Here is a 17,843-nt window from a genome sequence, read left to right as displayed (position 1 = left end):
CCCCCAGGCCTGGTAAGCACGCGCCCAGTGGTCTGCTAGCGGTTGAAGCGCCTGGCCAGGTTGGGCTTCTGCGACTCGCCCGGCTCCCAGGAGGCGATCCACGGCGCGTCCTCGTCGTACTGGTGCAGGACGCCCGCTTCGAGCCAGGTGTGCTCACCGTCCAGCACCCGGCGGGCCAGCTTGTAGTCGGTCGTGTCGGTGTTGCGCCACAGCCGGTCGAACAGCTCCTCGGCCCGGACCCGGGCCTGCTCGCAGAACGCGTCGGCCAGGGCGTACGCGGACTCGCCGCGCTCCTTGGACTCCGCGCGCTCCCGCTCGGCGCGCACGCAGGCCGCCGAGATGGCGAACAGCTCGGCGCCGATGTCGACCACGCGCCCGAGGAAGCCCTGCTGGAACTCCAGCTTCGCCTGCCAGCGCGCCATGCCGTAGAACGTGTTGCGCGCCAGCTTCCGCGACGCCCGCTCGACGTAGCGCAGGTGCTTGGCCAGCCGGCCGAACTCGGAGTACGACGTCGGCACCTGGCCCTTGCCCGCCACCAGCTTCGGCAGCCAGGCGGCGTAGAAGCCGCTGGCCTTGACCGCGGCGCGAGCCTTCTGCGACGTCGACGCCCGTACGTTGGCCAGGTCGCCGGCCGCCTGCAGGTGCGCGTCGACGGCTTCGCGGGCGATGAACAGCTGCATGATCTCGGTCGAGCCCTCGAAGATCCGGTTGATCCGCAGGTCACGCAGCAGCTGCTCGGCCGACACGGCCTTCTCGCCGCGGGCCGCCAGCGACTCGGCGGTCTCGTAGCCGCGTCCACCGCGGATCTGCACCAGCTCGTCGGCGATCTTCCAGGCCATCTCGCTGGACCACAGCTTGGCGATCGCGGCCTCCAGCCGGATGTCGAGGCCGCCCTGGTCGGACATCTCGGCCGACAGCTCGAGCATCGCCTCCAGCCCGTACGTCGACGCGGCGATGTAGGCGATCTTGTTGGCGACGGCCGCGTGCTTGCCGATCGGACGTCCCCACTGGACCCGTTCGTTCGACCATTCGCGGGCGACCTTCAGGCACCACTTGCCGGCCGCGGTGCAGAGCGCCGGAATCGAGAGCCGGCCGGTGTTGAGCGTGGTCAGCGCGATCTTCAGTCCCTGGCCCTCTTCGGCGAGCCGGTTCTTCGCGGGTACGCGGACCTGGTGGAAACGCGTGACGCCGTTCTCGATGCCCTTCAGGCCCATGAACGAGTTGCGGTTCTCGACCGTGATGCCCGGCGAGTCGGCCTCGACGACGAACGCGGTCACGCCGCCGCGGCGCCCGTCGGACTTCGGGACGCGGGCCATCACCACGACGAGCTCGGCGACCACACCGTTGGTCGTCCACAGCTTCACGCCGTCCAGGACGTACTCCTCGCCGTCCTCGGAGGGGACAGCGGTCATCGCGAGCCGGGCCGGGTCGGAGCCGACGTCGGGCTCGGTCAGCAGGAATGCGGTGATCGCCCCGGCCGCGCACCGCGGCAGGAACTCGCGCTTCTGCTCCTCGGTGCCGAACTGCTTCACCGGCTCCGGTACGCCAATCGACTGGTGCGCCGACACCAGCGCACCGATGCTCGGGTGCACCGAGCCGATCAGTTCCAGCGCCTGGTCGTAGGCCACCATCGACAGCCCGAGGCCGCCGTACTCCTCCGGGATCTTGATGCCGAACACTCCAAGCTCGGCAAGACCCTTGACGTACTCGTCGGGGATCACGGAGTCGCGTTCGATCCGCTGGCCGTCCAGCGTCTCGCAGTACGCCTCGAGCTTGGCCAGGAACACGCTGCCCTTGTCCGCCTTCTCCTTGGGAGTGCGCGGGTGGGGGTGGATCAGGTCGAGTCGCAGGCGGCCGAGGTACAGCTCCTTGGCGAAGCTCGGTTTGGTCCATCTGCTCTCCCGAGCGGCTTCGGCGACTGCGCGCGCGTCCTGCTCGGTCACGGCCTCGGGCTGGGTCTGGTTCTGGGCCTGCGGTTCCAAGTGAGTCGTCATCGTTCTCACACCCTCTGGCGGCACCTAGGTGAGTACTTCACGGGTTCTCAAGTGGTTACTGCCCAGTGTTACTCGTCGGTAGACGCATAGCCAAGATCCACCGCAAGAAACCCGTCACTCTCCGCCGCAATTTGGCCCACAGGCTTGACAGCAGTAATCGCCAGCTCACAGGCTGCGTAGGTGGGTTTGGGTGACATCAGAAACACGCCGGACGCGGTCGACGGCGAAGCGTCACAACAGTGGCGGGCGCGGCTGGTCGACCTGCTCGAGATCGGCCGGGCCTCGCGCGTCCTCGTGATCGGCGCGCGCACCGGCAAGACCGCGGCGTTGCTGTGTGCCCTGCTCGGAGACCGCCGGGTCGATGTCGCCGTGCCCGACGCCCTCACCGCCGGCCGGGTACGCGACCTGCTGGCCGGTGCCGGCTTCTACCCCTACCTCATCGTCGGATCCGCCGAGCTCGGCACGCATCCACGCCAGTACGCCCGCGTGGTGGTGCCGACGACCCATGCCGACTTCGACCACCGCTGGATCCGTACGGTCGAGCCCGGCGGCCGACTGCTCGCGGCCTGGTCCAACCCGTTCGGGCGGATCGGCCTGGTCCGGCTGACCGCGGGCGAGCACTGGGCCGCCGGCCCGTTCGCCGCCTGCGCCGACGACACCGACCTGTGCCGGGCGCGGCCGCGCTGCAGCGTGTTCGACTTCCACGCCGATCCGTTCGCCCCGGGCATTCCGGCACCCGTGGTGCTGGCCGAAGACCTGTGGAAGGACCTCGACGCGTCGTTCGTCGCCGGACTCCGGCTGCCGGGCGTCGGCGTGACCGAGCTCGAGGTCGACACCCGTACGTTCCGCTGGTTCTACGACGCCACCTCCTGGTGCCGGATCGAACCCGACACCGACGAGGTGGTCGCGTCGGGTCCGCGCCGGCTGGCCCAGGAGATCGCGGGCGCCTACAAATGGTGGGTCGACCGCGGGCGGCCGTCCTATCGGGAGTTCGGGCTCACGGTGGCGGCGTTCGGCACGTTCGCGTGGTACGACAGCCGCACCTCCGGCTACCTCTGGGCCATCTGAGCCGAGCCCGGCGCTCACACCACCATCCTCGGGCTAGTGGTCGTGCTTTCGGAGCCAGTCGACGTAGTCCGGCACGGCTCGCTCGACGTCGTACGCCGGCTCGAAGCCGGTGTCGGCCTGGAGGCGGGCGATGTCGAGGTAGGTGTCCGCGGGCCGGCCGGGGCTGCGGCCTGCCGGCAGGGTGAGGCCGGCACCCGGAACGGCGGAGTTGATCGCGGCGACGACCTCGTCGTAGCGCACCAGGCGTCCGCTCGAGATGTTGTAGACGCGATGGTTCAGCCGCTCGGCGAGCATGAGCAGCGCGATCGCCCGGCCGCAGTCCTTCACGTAACAGAGATCGGTGGCGTCGTCGGCGTACGCGGGCGGGCGTGGCGGCGTGAGATCCGGGTCCTCGCCCCAGACCGCCGCGCTGAGCAGGCGGGGGAGCGGCGTGAACGGGTTGTCGGGTACGCCCACCGGTCCCCAGACGGTGCCGATCCGCAGGCTCACCGTCTCGAACCCCGCGCTGTCGCCGGCCAGCTGGGTCCACAGCTCGGCGGTCTTCTTGAACGCCAGGATCTGGTGCGGCGCCATCGCCGGCAGCGGCATGTCCTCGCGCAACGGCGAGTCGCCGATTCCCGCGTACACGCCGATCGAGCTGGCGACGGAGAACCGCCGCACGCCCCACTCCCTGGCCGCCTCGAGCGCGTTGAGCAGGCCGAGGGAGTCGGCGCGAAGGTAGGCGACCGGATCGGGCAGGTCGAAGCGCGCCGCCGCGAGGTGCACGATGCCGGTGATCTCGTAGCGGGTCCCGAAGGCGAGGAACGCCGTCCGGTCCGTGGTGTCCAGCGGCTCGACGACGACCCGGCCGGCGGGCTCGTCGGCGAGGTAGTCCGGCAGCTCGGTCGACCGGTGCGCGGTCAGCACGACCGGCTCACCCAGGTCGAGCAGTGCCCGTGCGGTGTGCGACCCGATCGAACCCAGGCCGCCGGTCACAAGTATCACGAACCCCTCCCAACGTCTCTGAATCGATTCCCTTGATCGATTCAGAAGACTAGGCCAGCAACCGCCACAGCGCAAGGGCGGAGAACGAGAAACGGAGCGTCAGTCGCGGGCGTCCAGGCTGAGGTCGGCCGTTGTCGGCTGCGGACTCTGCCGGGGGATCGGGCTGCCGGCCGGCGCGGCCGCCTGCCCGCTCCGGCGTTGCTTCGGCGCCCGCAGGAAGCGCGGCACCACCCGGTGCAGCGTCGCCAGGGAGATGGCCATGACGATCGCCATCGTGCCGGCGATCCCGGCCGCGCTGCCTGCGTACGCCACGAACAGGCGTTGCCGCGACAGCTCGTCGATCGGCGTCGGGATGACCTCGTTGGTGAGGTAGAGCGCGGACAGCCCGATCACGACCAGGCCGGCGCCCGTCGCCAGCAGCAGGCTGACCGCGACCGGATGCGCGTCGTGTGAGGTGGCCCGCGCGTCGGAGCGTTGCGCGAGGACGAGCAGCAGCGCCACGCCGGCGGCCCAGCCGCCGACCACGAGGTAGGCCGCGATCGCATCGCTTGGCCGGTGCCAGCCGGCCGACAGCGTGGCCACGCCGGTGATCCCGGCATACGCCGCGCCGAACAGCGCCGCCGTTCCCCGCAGCCGGGGCGGGAGTACGAGCACCAGCGCCACCGCCACCGAAGCGGCGACCGTGGCGTGCCCGCTGGGGAGACTGTTCGCCGAGCCGCTCGACGGGTCGAAGCCGTACTCCGGCCGCCACAGCTCGCCGTACTTCAGGACCTGCGTCGTGAGGTTCGAGCCCCCGATCAGGACGACGGCGGCGATCGCCAGCACGATCCGGCGCCGGACCAGCGCGATGAAGCCGATCGCCGCGGTGGCCGCCGCGAGCGAGGCGACCGAGACGGCGTTCAGCACCTGGAGCACACCGTGGGAGATTCGCGCCTCACCGATCGTGTTGCCGGCCAGTGCCGTCGCCTCGACGTAGTGGCCGCGCTCGGTGTGGACGAAGCCGCGGTAGACCAGATAGAGCAGCCCGACATACGCCGCGGTCAGCAGCATCAGCCAGGCAGCCAGTCCGAAGCGGGATCGTTGCACGGCCTCAAGGTAGTTCGACAATCTGAGAACCCCGTTCAGCTTCGCTCAGCATGAGTGGAGCTGCCCAAAATTGGACGTTCTACGCCGGGAATGCGCGGACTGGGGTGATTTGGCCGGAAAAATCGACGGAACGGTTCCACTAACGTAGCCGTCGATGTACGTGACCAAGTTGTGATGTTGGTCGGGTTGGGGCACCGACGGACGCCAGACACTGGGAGGGTCTGATGGGTCGGCATGTCAAGCGGGTGTGGCCGCGACGGTGGCGCGCTGTGGCGATTTCCAGCGTGGTCCCGGTCGTGGTCGCGGGTTCCGCCGCGTACCTCACGCACGGCAACAGCGGCAGCGATCTGAACGCCAGCTGGCTCGATGCCGATCCGTCGGTCACCGGACCGGTCGACGCTTCGACGAAGCCCGTCGACCGGGAGACCCAGCGCGCGTCGCGTTCGACGACCCGGCCGTTCGAGACTCCGTCCGACAACCCGTCGGCCACCACGCCCTCGCCGAAGACCTCCACGTCACCGGCCGACCGCGCCCGGCCGACGGTCGAGGAGTCGCGCCTGCCGATCCCTCAGCAGGACCCGAACGACCCCGGCGCGCCGGCTCCGTCGCCGACCACCACCGGAACGCCTTCGCCGACCGGCACGCCCGAACCCTCCCCGACGGGCACACCGACCTCGACGCCCACACCCACGCCCACCGACACTCCGACGCCGAGCCCCACCACTCCCACTCCGTCGCCGACGGAAGAGGCCGCGGCCGTCGAGTTCGTCTACTCCGAGCAGAACGCCGACAGCTTCACCGCGACCGTCGAAGTCACCAACACCACCGACGCGCCGCTGGTCTGGACGCTGAACTTCGACTACGCCGGCGACGTGACGGTCACCGACGCCTGGGACGCGACCGTGGTCCAGCTCGGCGGTGGGGTCACCGTGAGCGGCCTGCTCGGCAAGACCATCCTGCAGCCCGGCGAGTCGACGACGTTCGGCTTCGAGGCCGACGGCTCCTCGACCGAGCTCGGCTCCTGCTCGCTCAACGGCTCGACCTGCTGAGCACGTAGCCGCCCAGGGCTCACGGGTCTCACTAGCTGGGAATTAATTAATTTGGGTGACCCGAATTAACTAATTTCCCCCGAGTTCCGAGTCGATCAGCCGCCGGTGGAGGGCTCCGGCCGGTTCACGCGCGGCGCGATCCGGAAGGTTGGATGGTCTGCCGGGTCGGGCAGCCGCGCGAAGCTGTCCGCGACCTTGGGCATCCGGTCGAAGCGGTCGCGGTAGGCCGCGATCAGTGGTGGACGTTCCTCCGGTGGCACCTCGATCGCCGTGAACTCCTCCGCGGCACCACGGCGAACCAGGCGGCCATAGCCGGCCGCGCTCAGGTTGAGCGCCCAGTCGGTCGCTCCGAACGGCGCGAGCAAGTAGCGCTCGCCGCCATGCTCCAGGACGACGATCGAGGTCGTGGTCGGCCGTCCGGTGACGCGGCCGGGCACCTCCAGCGTGGAGACGAGCTTCGGGTTGAACCAGCGCGCCATCCGGTTGCCGATCGCGCGCATCCACCAGGGTGGTGACAGATAGCTGCGACGGGTCATGCGAGGGCCCTACCCGTCAGGGCAAGGCCCTCACCCTGGACCTCGCCCGGCGGGCCTCAGGTCAGCGGGAGGATGACTCCCTTGCGTGGCGCGAGCTCGACCGGCTCGCCGCCGAACAGTGGCCGGCCGTTCTCGCTGAACGTGAGGCGCTGCGGGCGTCCATCCAGGTTGAGGACGTGCAGCAGCCGTTCGCCCGCCTCGTTCGAAGTCGACGTCACGACGACGTGGGCGTCCGCCGGCTCGTGCCGTAGGCCGGCCTCGGCGCCGAGTCCTTCCAGCAGCAGCCGGTAGAACTCGAGGTCGCCACCCGGGTAGTCGGTCGTCAGCACGACCGCGCGGCCCGCGCCGACTCGCAGGTCGAAGCCGCAGCCCGCGCCGGAGTCGTAGTCGTAGACCAGCAGCTCGCCGTCGGCCGGCGTCGCCTCGAAGAGCTGGGCGTAGCTGACCCGCACCTCGGGCCGCGGCGCCGCCCGTCCGCTCGCGCACACCGACAGGAAGAAGCGGTGGTCGGCGTAGCGAACCTCCTTCTGCGTAAGCCCGAACGCGTCCATCAGCACAGTGCACGACCGGCCCTCGAGGTCGAACGACGGCACCTCACCGCACAGCAGCAGCCGGCCGCCGTTGTGGAGGTACGAGACCAGCTTCTGCTGCACCTCCGCGGCCAGGTATCGCGCCGACGCCAGCACCAGCACCGGAGTCGTCGACGGCGACAAGGCCGCGCGCTGCACATCCACGGCACCGAAGCGGTATCCGGCAAGCAGCATCGACCGGGCCAGCATCTGGCCTGGCCCGCCGAAGCGGTGCCGCTCCAAGGCCGCCACCAGGTCGCGCATCGTCACGCTGCCGGGGTAGTACGACTCCGTCATGAAATAGTCCGGCAGGAACGCCATCGCGAGCCCGTCGTGCTCCTCGTGCATCGTCGCCAGCGACGAGGCCCGCGCCCCGAGCTCTCGCAGCACGTCACGCGTCTCGGCGTAGGTGAGGTTGAGCTGTCCCTCCGGACCGACCGGCGCCGCGAAACCGTGCCGCTCGCCGGTGAACGCGATCCGGTCGTTGCCGTCGCCGACCCGCATCGGCAGCCGCGGGTTGATGCCGCCCGCGAAAAGGTAGTAGTTGAGCAGCCGGTTGCCCTGCGCCACGCACAGCCGCGTCTTCAGCTCGGTGGTGCCCGGGCTGTGCCGGTGCGTCAGGTCGCTGCCGTAGTTGCCGTCGCCGGCCTCGAACTCCACCGACGTCAGCGGCTGGTCGGAGTCGTGCACCGCGTCCATGAACGCGTTGATCAGGTAGAGATCGACCGCGTTGGCCGTCGTGAGGTCACCGAGATAGTGGTCGGATCCCGACAGCATGCCGGGCAGTCCGGAGTACGACTCCATCAGCTGGCTGATGCCGATCGGGAACGGCCCGCCGCGACCGTCGGCAGTGCCGTGGATGTTGACGATGAACGGCACGCCGGTCACGCCGTTCTCCTCGGCGTACTCCTTCAGCGTCGCGATATAACGCGCGAACCGGTCGCGCATGTAGAGCCCGAGGTCGTGCAGCACCGCGAGCGCGTAGTCCTCCTGCGGTGAACGGACGCCGGTCGCCCGCGCGGCCGGATCCTCCAGGGAGAAGGGATATCGGGCGGCCAGCGAGGCGGCGTCGTACCGCCGGCCCAGGAACGCGGCGAAGTCGGCGAGCACGTGGTCGGTGAGGTCCGGCGAGTTGCTGACCCACGACAGCATCCCTACCTCGTTGTCCAGCTGGACGGCGATCACGTTGCCGCCGTTGCCACCGTCGCGGTACAGGCGCTCGCGGATCACCGGCAGCACCGCGGCGTACCACCGGCGGACCTCGGCGAGATACGCCGGCGCGAGGTAGTCGACCGTTCGCGTCGGCACCGGCTTGCCGTCCCACGTGACCGGCTGGATCTCCGGATGCTCGGTGTAGAGCCGGAACGGCAGGCCTTCGTTCTTCAGCTCCGCCATCACGAACGGTCCGGGTCTGGCCAGGAAGTAGAGGCCGTACGACGCCGCCAGGTCGATGAAGTCGGCCAGGTCGTCCAGCCCGGTGAACTCGCCCGAGGCGTCCTCGTGCCACAACCACGGGATGTACGACGCGACCGTGTCACAGCCCGCATCCTTCAGCTTGGTGAGCCGGTCCGGCCACTCTGCCCGGTCCACGCGGAAGTAGTGCACCTCGCCGCTGAGCAGCAGTCTCGGCGTGCCGTCGACGAGTATCCGTTTGCGGTCAAGAGAAATCACGTCGCGCCCTTGTCTTGGTGTTCCGTGCTGGTTACGATGCTGAAAACTAGCTGCAAACGTTTTCAGCAATCCATTACAAACTCTGGACGACGGCGGCGAGATGGTCAAGAGCGGACCCACATTGCAGGCGATCGCACGCGAAGCCGGTGTGTCGATCGCGACAGTGTCACGGGTTGCTCGCGGTGTCGGCCAGGTGTCGCCGGAGACCAGGCGAAAGGTGCAGGAGGCGATCGACCGGCACGGGTTCCGCCCGAGCCGGTTGGGCAGGGCGCTGGTCGAACAGCGGCACGCCGCACTGGGCATCGTGTTTCCCGGCCTGTCCGGTCCCTACTACTCCGAGGTCATCAACGGTTTCGAGGAAGAGGCCGTCCAGGCCAAGGTGTCCGTGCTCATCATGGGCACGCACCTGCTGCACGAGTCGGTCGACCTGATCTTCGACATGGCCGACCGAGTCGACGGGCTCGCGGTCATGGGCGGGGTCCTGCCCGACGACTCGGTACGCCGGCTGCAGGACCGCGGTGAACCCGTGCTGCAACTGGCCAGCCGTCCGCTCGTAGGCGTGCCGACCGTGCGAACCGAGAACGTCTCGGCCGCGGCCAGGCTCACCACCCACCTGCTGGCGGACCACTCTCTCGAACGGCTCGCGTTCGTCGGACACCCCGACGGATCGCCGGACACAACGTACCGCTGGCAGGGCTTCCTGCAGGCGCATCGTCGCGCCGGACTCGCCGGGCCCGTCGAACCCATTCGCGTCGGGCTGCAACAGTCCGACGGGTTCATCGCGTGCAGCCGGCTGCTCGAATCGGGCGAGCCGCTGCCGCAGGGCATCGTCTGCGCGAACGACGAGACCGCGCTCGGCGTGATCGTCGCTCTTATGGACAAGGGAATCCGGGTGCCGCAGGACGTGGCGGTGACCGGATTCGACGACATCCCGATGGCCGGCCTGATGGCCTCGGGGCTGACCACTGTGCACCAGCCGATGCGCGAGCTCGGGGCGGAGACCGCGCGCTTGCTGCTGGGGCACATCGACGGACGGATCGACGCGACGCTCGATCGTGTACTCGAAACCCAGCTGGTCATCCGGGGGAGCTGTGGTTGCGGTGACGTAGAGAGCTGATCCAAGCACGGAGCCGGGAGGGTTCCAGCCATGCAGAACAGATTCACACGACTTGCCACTGTGGGATCGATTGCACTTCTCCTGGCGGCGACAGCGGCCTGTCAGCGAGGCGACTCGACATCCGGTTCGTCGGCCAACTCCGGCGGAATGATCGCCCAGCTCAATATGGGTGACTTCGGAGGCGGAAACGCGCCCCAGGCCAACTACAACCCCTACTCCCCGACAGCGCTCACGACGACGTTCACGTTCGAGCCGCTGTTCGTGATGAACAAGGCGAAGTGCGAGCTGACTCCATGGCTCGGCACGTCCTACGACTGGGCCGGCCCCACGAAGCTGGTCGTCAAGACCCGTTCCGGTGTGAAGTGGTCGGACGGCAAGCCCTTCAGCGCCAAGGATGTGGCGTTCACGTTCAACCTGCTGAAAAAGAGCCCCGCGCTCGACACCAACGGCCTGTGGGGGAAGCTGTCGAGCGTCTCGGCCTCCGGCGACTCGACCGTGACGTTCGAGTTCAAGGAACCGGCCATCCCGACACTGGCCCAGATCAGCGAGGTCCGGATCGTTCCCGAGCACATCTGGGCGAAGGAAGCCGACCCGGCGAAGTTCACCAACACCGGTGCGGTCGGCACAGGCCCGTTCAAGGTGAAGAGCATGAACGGCCAGCAGCTCGTCCTCGAGCGCAACCCCGCGTACTGGCAGGCCGACCAGATCAAGGTCCAGCGGCTGATGTTCAAGAAGGCCACCGGTGGTGCCGAGGTCGACAAGCTGCGACTGGGGCGCGGTGAGTACGACTGGAACGCGATGTTCGTGCCCGAGGTCGAGAAGACCTTCGTGGCAAAGGATCCGAAGCACAACAAGTACTGGTTCCCGCCGGGCGGGCTGATCAGCTTCTACCTGAACCTCACCAAGGCTCCGTTCGACGACGTGGAGTTCCGCAAGGCGATCGCCTACGCCATCGACCGCGAGGAGATCCGCGACAAGGCACAGTTCGGCTACGTCGAGACGGCGAGCCAGACCGGCCTCGTCGTGCCGGCACAGAAGGACTGGCTGGCGCCAGGTATCGAGAACGACGGCAAGATTCCGTACGACCCTGCCAAGGCCAAGCAGATCCTCGCCGACGCCGGCTACAAGACGGTGGGCGGAAAGCTGGCCGGCAAGGACGGCAAGCCGTTGCCGACGTTCTCGTTCAAGACGCCGAACGGCTGGGTCGACTGGGTGCAAGCCGCGCAGATCATCCAGAAGAACCTGCGTGACATCGGCATCGAGATCCAGGTACAGACGCCACAGTTCGAGGTTGTCGACAACGATCGCAAGACTGGCAACTTCGAGATGGCGTTCGAGGTGTTCGGCGGTGGCTGCAACATCTACCAGGCCTACAACAACCTGCTGGCGAGCTCGCAGACCGCACCTGTCGGCAAGCCCGCGGCCACGAACGTCGAGCGCTGGAAGGATCCGAAGACCGACGAGCTGATCGGTCAACTGGCCAAGGCCGAGGACGAGGCGCAGCAGAAGCAGATCGTCCAGCAGCTGCAGCAGATCATGGTCGACGACTACCCCGTCGTCCCGCTGTGGTACGGCGCGATCTGGTATGAGTACCGCACGGCCAAGGCGGTCGGCTGGCCGAGCAAGGAGAACCAGACCTCGTACCCGGACGACCAGCTGCTGGTCATCACGAAGCTCCGGCCGGCAACGGGCGGGTAACAGATGGCGTATTTCCTACGCCGGATCGCGTTCTTCTTCCTGACGCTGTGGGCCGCGGTGACGTTGAACTTCATCATCCCGCGGCTCCAGCCGGGAGATCCGGCACAGAGCATGGTGTCCCGGTTGGCGGGGCAGAGCGAGTCGATCGACCCGGCCGCGGTGAAGGCGGTCCAGGTCATGCTCGGCCTGCCGACCGGGAGCATCTTCGAGCAGTACGTCGACTACCTCAAGTCCGTCGTGCGGTTGGACTTCGGGCTTTCGTACACCTATTTTCCCTACACCGTCATGCACATGGTCGGGCAGGCGATGCCGTGGACGATCGTGCTGGTGGGCGTCACCCAGATCGTCGGGTTCGTGGCCGGCACGCTGCTGGGCGCGGCGGCGGCGTGGAAGCGTAACGGGAAGTTCGACTCGGTTGTCAGCCTGGGATCGACGTTCCTCGGCACGCTTCCGTTCTTCTGGATCGCGCTCATTCTCATTTACGTGTTCGCGTTCACGCTGCGGTGGTTCCCGGAGGCGGGTGGATACAGCGAGACGACGCCGGGGTGGTCGCCGGCGTTCCTGTCCGACGCGGCGTACCACTCGATTCTGCCGGCGCTGTCGTTGCTCGTCACGGCACCGATCGGCTGGATCCTCGGCATGCGCAACAACATGGTGCACACGCTCGGCGAGGACTACACCAGGCTCGCGCAGGCCAAGGGCCTCCGGCCTCGACGGGTCGCGCTGGCCTACAGCGCGCGCGTGGCGGTGCTGCCGAACGTCACGGGGTTCGCGATGTCGCTCGGCGGTATCCTCGGCGGCACGGTGCTGGTCGAGATGATTTTCGGCTATCCAGGCATGGGGAAGCTGATGTTCGACGCGGTGTCCAACCGGGACTACCCGTTGATGCAGACACTTTTCCTGTTCATCACGGTCGGCGTGCTGCTGGCGAACCTGCTCGCCGACATGCTGTACGGCGTGCTCGATCCGCGGGTCCGGCGGGAGGCGCAGGCATGAGATCTGCTTCCTGGGCGTCGATCCTGTGGTCGAACGGCAAGAGCCGGGCCGGCTTGATCATGCTGGCGGTGTTCGTGCTCGCCGGCGCGTTCGCGCCTTTGCTGGCGCCGTTCGACCCGAAGGTGACCGACTTCGGCTCGTCGTTGCCACCGAACGGGAAGCACCTGCTGGGCACGACGGCGGCCGGGCAGGACATGCTGTCCCAGCTGATCTACGGCGCGCGGACGTCCATCATCGTGGGCCTGCTGGCCGGCCTGTTGGTCACGATCATCGCCTTGCTGATCGGCCTCTCGGCCGGCTATCTGCAGGGCTGGGTCGACGAGGTGCTGTCGTTCGTCATCAACCTGGCGCTGGTCGTTCCCGTGCTGCCATTGATGATCACGATCGCCGCGTACTCTCCGGTGCGCGGGCTGGGCCTGATCGTGTTCGTCATCTCCATCACCGGTTGGGCGTGGGGCGCGCGGGTGAAGCGGGCACAGATCATGACGCTGCGGTCGCGCGACTACATCACCGCCGCGCGGTTCGCCGGCGACGGGACGATCCGGATCGTGTTCCGCGAGATCATGCCGAACATGATGTCGCTCGTCGTCGCGGGCTTCCTCGGCGCGGCCGGTGGGGCGATCGGAGCCGAAGCGGGCTTGGAGTTTCTCGGCCTTGGCGACCCGACGACGGTGAGCTGGGGGACGATGCTCTACTGGGCGAACAACTCGGGCGCGATGCTCACCGGGCAGTGGATCTGGCTCGGCGCGCCGGGTCTGTGCATCGCGTTGCTGCTGACGTCGCTGACGCTCGTCAACTTCGGTGTGGACGCGTTGAGCAATCCGCACCTGCGGGAGGCATGAGGCATGACCCAGTTGCTCGAGGTTTCGGACCTGTCGGTGAGCTACGGCTCCGAACACCGGCGGCCGACACGGGCGGTACGTTCGGTATCGTTCGAGTTGCGTGACGGTGAGTTCGTCGGCCTACTCGGCGAGTCCGGCAGTGGGAAGACGACGCTGGGCAACGCGTTGCTGCGGTTGTTGCCTTATCCAGGGCGGATCAGCGGCGGCGCGATCCGCTTCGACGGCAAGGACATCACCACGGCGTCGGAGGAGTCGCTGCGGGAGCTGCGGTGGCGCGACATCTCGACGGTGTTCCAGAGTTCGATGAACTCGCTGAACCCCGTGCTGAACATCGAGACGCAGTTCCGCGACGTGATCGAGGAGCACACTGCCCTCCGTGGCGAGGCGGTGCGGGAGCGGATCGCCGAGTTGCTGGCGATGGTGATGCTCGAGCCGCACTACATGCGGTTCTATCCGCACGAGCTGTCGGGCGGGATGAAGCAGCGGGTGTGCCTGGCGCTGGCGCTGGCGCTGGAGCCGCGGTTCGTCCTGCTGGACGAGCCGACGACAGGGCTCGACGTCATCGTGCAGCGGTCGATCCTGTCGAACGTACGCGCGCTCCAACGCCGGCTGGGCTTCGCGGTGATGCTGATCAGCCATGACCTCGGCACCGTGATGGAGGTGTCGGACCGGGTGATGGTGATGTACGCCGGGAAGATCGTGGAGGACCAGGCGGCGGCGTCGATGCTGTCGTCGCCGATCCACCCATATACAAGGGGTTTGCTGGGCGCCTATGCCGATCCGCGGTCGGAGACGGTGGAGATCGCCTACATTCCCGGGCGGCCGCCGGATCTCGGCGGGCCGTTGGCCGGGTGCATGTTCGCGCCGCGCTGCAAGGAAGCGATCGACGTCTGCCGTACGACCGAGCCCGCGCTGTTGCGGATGGGACCGGGGGAGGCGGCGTGCCATGTGGCCGAGGCGGCCTACAGCGGCGGCTACTCGCGTACGGCGGCGGACGGCGAGGTCTTCGCCAAGTCGGCGGGCGCGTTGCGGCGAGCCGCGTCTGCTTCTGCCGCGGAGGTGCTGCGGGTCGACGGCGTGAACCGCGTCTACCGCACCCGGCGAGGGCTGACGGTGACGGAGACTGTGGCCGTCGACGACGTCTCGTTCGCCTTGCGGGCGGGCTCGGTGACCGCCTTGGTGGGGCAGAGCGGCAGCGGGAAGAGCACGATCGCGAAGCTCGTCACCGGCGTCGAGAAGCCCGACTCGGGGTCGGTGTCGTTCGGGTCGGTGCGGGTGGACCGCCTGCGCGGGCGGCGGCTGCGGGCGTACCGGAAGAACGTGCAGCTGGTGTTCCAGGACCCGTTCGCCGCGCTGAATCCGGTGCGGACGGTGGGCCACACGTTGAGCCGGCCGGTGGCCAACTACCAGGGCCTGCGGGGCTCAGCACTGGCCGGGCGGGTGACCGAACTGCTCGAAACCGTGGGCCTGTCGACGTCGGACGCGGCGAAGTTCCCGCACCAGCTGTCGGGCGGCCAGCAGCAGCGGGTGGTGGTGGCGCGAGCGCTCGCGCCCGAACCGTCGATCATCGTGGCGGACGAGCCGGTGTCGATGCTGGACGTGTCGATCCGCGCGGAGATCCTCGAGCTGCTGGACTCGCTGGTACGTTCCCGCGACATCGCGATGCTGTACATCACGCACGACCTGCTGAGCGCCCGCGTCCTGGCCGACCAGGTGCTCGTCCTCCACCACGGCAAACTCGTCGAGTCCGGCGACACCCTCTCCGTCATCCGCGACGCGCAGGACGCCTACACCCGCGAACTGCTGGAGGCCATCCCCAACCCGTTCGCCTGAGCGTTACGTCTCTGTTTCGCTCGCGAACGGGGCTGGACATCGAAGGTATGGCATGGTTCCATACATACATGGTTGACGTCGGTGTGGTCGGTGCGGGGATCCGCGGGCAGTTGTTCGCCTCGGCGCTGCGACAGTGCCCGGACGTACGTATCGTCGCGTTCGCGGATCCGTCGCCGGCTGCTGAGCAGGTCGCGGCCGGGTTCGGTGCTCAGCTCCACAAGAACCACCAGGACCTGCTCGCCGCGCACGTGCTCGACGGTCTGGTGGTCGCCACGCCGGACTTCGCACACCGCGATGCGGCGGTCGACGGTGCCCGGGCAGGGGTGAACCTCCTGATCGAGAAGCCGTTGGCGACCGATCCCGGACAGGCCCGCGAGATCCAGCAGACCGTCTCCGAGGCCGGCGTGCGGGCCATGGTCGCCTTCGAGAACCGGTGGAACCCGAAGTTCGTCGTCGCGCGGCAGCAGATCGACGAGCAGGCGCTGGGCGACGTCCTGTTCCAGACAGCCCACCTGAACGACACGCGTTTCGTTCCGGAGCAGATGCTCTCGTGGGCCGACCGGAGCACTCCGGCGTGGTTCCTCATGCCGCACACGGTCGACCTCGCGCTGTGGCTGTCGGGGAACCAGCCCCGGACGGTCTACGCCACAGGGCTGCGCCGCGAGCTGGTCAAAGCCGGGGTCGACACCTACGACGGCATCCACGCGCTCGTGACGTTCGACGACGACACCACGCTCGCGCTGCAGTCGCACTGGGTGCTGCCCGAGTCCTACCCCAGCGTCTTCGACTTCCGCTTCGAAATCGTTGGCAGCAAGGGAACCTTGCGCGTCGACGGCTCCGACAGCGGCGTCCACTACGCCGGACCGGCCTGGAAGTGGCTGCACCACAGCACACTCGACGTCGGCGGCCGGATCACCGGCGTCGCGGCCGAGATCGCCCAGTGCTTCGCCGACCTGCTGGCAGGGAGGGCCGTGGACGTGCCGTCCATCGCGGAGGCGGTGCTCGTCACGGACGTCGTGGCGGCGGTCCACGCCAGTGTCGTTTCGGGGGAACCCATCCAGCTCACGTAGCTCGCAGGAGTTCTCATGTCCAACTCGTCATCCGTTCCAGCCCAGATCTCTCGCCGGCGAATGCTTTCCTACGCCGGCGCCGCCCTCGGCGGGCTCACCGCGACGGCCGCGGCGGCCTGTACGCCGGAGACGACCAAGCCGTCGAGCTCCGGCGGCAAGAAGCAGATCAGGATCCTGGACGACAACACCAACGCCCTCTTCAAGAAGAGCGTGATCGCCGACTTCGAGAAGAAGACGGGTATCGAGGTCGTTCGCTACGAACAGCTGAACGTCAACGACCTGCACGACCGCCTGGCGACCCTGTTCGCGGCCCGCGACTCCTCCTACGACGTCGTGATGACCTGGGCCGCCTGGAGCGCGGAGTTCGGTCAGGCCGGCTGGCTCGAGCCGATCGACAAGGCCGACGTGCCGGACGACCTGAACCAGTCGGCGCTGGACGCGGTGAGCTGGAACGGCCAGGCGTTCGGACTGCCGAAGTTCGCCAGCGTGCAGACGATGTTCTACAACAAGAAGCTGTTCGAGGCCGCGGGCGTCGACCCGGACGCGCCCCCGGCGTCCTGGCCGGAGTTCCTTTCCGTGCTGGAGAAGACGACGACCGGCGGCCGGTACGGCTTCACCTGCGACATGGGCAACGTCGACGGCGCGTACCAGAACTTCCTGCGTACGCTCCTGTGCGACGGCGGAACGATGTACGACGATCACAACCGCCCTACGTTCGCCGGTGCCGCAGGTGTCGACGCGCTGAAACGCCTGGTCGACCTGCGCAACACCAGCAAACTGATGGCACCCACCAGCCTGCAGATCACGCACTCCGACGACCTCTCGACGTTCTTCGTCAACGGGCAGACGGCGGTCGTCTTCAACTGGCCGTTCCAGTACGCCCGCGCGATGGCGAAGGGATCTACGCTCACCAAACAGACGCTGGGCAACGCCATCATTCCCGGCATCAAGGTACGCAGCGCCTCGATCGACGGCTCGGAAGGCTTCGCGATCAACGCCTTCTCCAAGAACAAGGGACCCGCGATGGAGTGGCTGAAGTTCGTCACGACTCCCGCGGTGCAACGCACCATGGTCCTGCAGGAAGGCTGGCTGCCGGTCTCCACGGCCGTGATGCGGGACGAGCAGGTCGTGAACGCGTTGCCGGTCGTCGAGACCTACGCCGAGCAGTCGAAGTACGCCGTCCGCCGCTACGGCGCTCCCTGGTACAACGAAGTCGTCGAGGATCTCTCCGCGAACATCACCAAGGCCATGCTCGGCCAGCTGGAGCCCGCGGAAGCCCTGGAGTCCTCGGCGGCGAAGGCACAGCAGATCATCGACAAGCACAGCTGAC

Annotated in this window: 14 protein-coding genes; 9 read left to right on the top strand and 5 right to left on the bottom strand. The window is 68.0% G+C overall.

The features are described 5' to 3' along the window. Positions 1-35 precede the first annotated feature (35 nt). A complete protein-coding gene (locus ACYVF6_RS31150) occupies positions 36-1,994 on the bottom strand; it encodes an acyl-CoA dehydrogenase family protein (protein ID WP_460526202.1) in 1,959 nt (652 codons plus the stop codon). 186 nt (positions 1,995-2,180) lie between these two features. On the opposite strand from ACYVF6_RS31150, the gene ACYVF6_RS31145 reads away from it, so the two are divergent. Beyond that, positions 2,181-3,062: a hypothetical protein gene (locus tag ACYVF6_RS31145; RefSeq protein WP_460526201.1), complete on the top strand. Its 882-nt coding sequence runs from the start codon at positions 2,181-2,183 to the stop codon at positions 3,060-3,062. Between the two features lie 33 nt (positions 3,063-3,095). Here ACYVF6_RS31145 and ACYVF6_RS31140 read toward each other — a convergent pair whose 3' ends face one another. Together ACYVF6_RS31140 and ACYVF6_RS31135 are read right to left on the bottom strand one after the other, a co-directional pair. Beyond that, positions 3,096-4,046 (bottom strand): NAD-dependent epimerase/dehydratase family protein, encoded by a 951-nt coding sequence (locus ACYVF6_RS31140; RefSeq protein ID WP_460526200.1) that lies wholly within the window; start codon positions 4,044-4,046, stop codon positions 3,096-3,098. Between the two features lie 99 nt (positions 4,047-4,145). Beyond that, positions 4,146-5,132: a phosphatase PAP2 family protein gene (locus ACYVF6_RS31135; protein ID WP_460526199.1), complete on the bottom strand. Its 987-nt coding sequence runs from the start codon at positions 5,130-5,132 to the stop codon at positions 4,146-4,148. Between the two features lie 269 nt (positions 5,133-5,401). On the opposite strand from ACYVF6_RS31135, the gene ACYVF6_RS31130 reads away from it, so the two are divergent. After that, the gene (locus ACYVF6_RS31130; protein WP_460526198.1) at positions 5,402-6,181 is read left to right on the top strand and encodes a cellulose binding domain-containing protein; all 780 of its coding nucleotides are present in this window, start codon (positions 5,402-5,404) and stop codon (positions 6,179-6,181) included. 95 nt (positions 6,182-6,276) lie between these two features. Here ACYVF6_RS31130 and ACYVF6_RS31125 read toward each other — a convergent pair whose 3' ends face one another. Both ACYVF6_RS31125 and ACYVF6_RS31120 read right to left on the bottom strand, forming a co-directional pair. Beyond that, positions 6,277-6,717, bottom strand: coding sequence for a PNPOx family protein (locus ACYVF6_RS31125; protein ID WP_460526197.1), 441 nt, complete (start codon positions 6,715-6,717; stop codon positions 6,277-6,279). Between the two features lie 56 nt (positions 6,718-6,773). Continuing rightward, the gene (locus ACYVF6_RS31120; RefSeq protein WP_460526196.1) at positions 6,774-8,957 is read right to left on the bottom strand and encodes a beta-galactosidase; all 2,184 of its coding nucleotides are present in this window, start codon (positions 8,955-8,957) and stop codon (positions 6,774-6,776) included. A gap of 100 nt (positions 8,958-9,057) precedes the next feature. On the opposite strand from ACYVF6_RS31120, the gene ACYVF6_RS31115 reads away from it, so the two are divergent. The 7 genes from ACYVF6_RS31115 to ACYVF6_RS31085 all read left to right on the top strand — a co-directional run bounded on the left by ACYVF6_RS31115 (position 9,058) and on the right by ACYVF6_RS31085 (position 17,842). Then, positions 9,058-10,074 (top strand): LacI family DNA-binding transcriptional regulator, encoded by a 1,017-nt coding sequence (locus ACYVF6_RS31115; protein WP_460526194.1) that lies wholly within the window; start codon positions 9,058-9,060, stop codon positions 10,072-10,074. 165 nt (positions 10,075-10,239) lie between these two features. Beyond that, positions 10,240-11,772: an ABC transporter substrate-binding protein gene (locus ACYVF6_RS31110; RefSeq protein WP_460526193.1), complete on the top strand. Its 1,533-nt coding sequence runs from the start codon at positions 10,240-10,242 to the stop codon at positions 11,770-11,772. 3 nt (positions 11,773-11,775) lie between these two features. Next, positions 11,776-12,768, top strand: a complete 993-nt coding sequence (locus tag ACYVF6_RS31105) for an ABC transporter permease (RefSeq protein ID WP_460526192.1) — start codon at positions 11,776-11,778, stop codon at positions 12,766-12,768. Continuing rightward, positions 12,765-13,610 carry an ABC transporter permease gene (locus ACYVF6_RS31100; RefSeq protein WP_460526191.1) on the top strand — a complete coding sequence of 282 codons (846 nt, stop codon included), beginning with the start codon at positions 12,765-12,767 and terminating at the stop codon, positions 13,608-13,610. Before ACYVF6_RS31105 ends, ACYVF6_RS31100 begins: the two co-directional genes overlap by 4 nt. Positions 13,611-13,613: 3 nt before the next feature. Next, the gene (locus ACYVF6_RS31095) at positions 13,614-15,443 is read left to right on the top strand and encodes an ABC transporter ATP-binding protein (RefSeq protein WP_460526190.1); all 1,830 of its coding nucleotides are present in this window, start codon (positions 13,614-13,616) and stop codon (positions 15,441-15,443) included. Between the two features lie 68 nt (positions 15,444-15,511). After that, positions 15,512-16,513: a Gfo/Idh/MocA family protein gene (locus ACYVF6_RS31090; protein WP_460526189.1), complete on the top strand. Its 1,002-nt coding sequence runs from the start codon at positions 15,512-15,514 to the stop codon at positions 16,511-16,513. Between the two features lie 15 nt (positions 16,514-16,528). Next, positions 16,529-17,842, top strand: a complete 1,314-nt coding sequence (locus ACYVF6_RS31085) for a sugar ABC transporter substrate-binding protein (protein ID WP_460526188.1) — start codon at positions 16,529-16,531, stop codon at positions 17,840-17,842. Position 17,843 lies beyond the last annotated feature (1 nt).

The sequence above is a fragment of the Flindersiella endophytica genome, assembly GCF_054779015.1.
The sequence above is the reverse complement of the archived record's forward strand: the minus strand, read 5'-3'. Positions and strand labels throughout refer to the sequence as shown.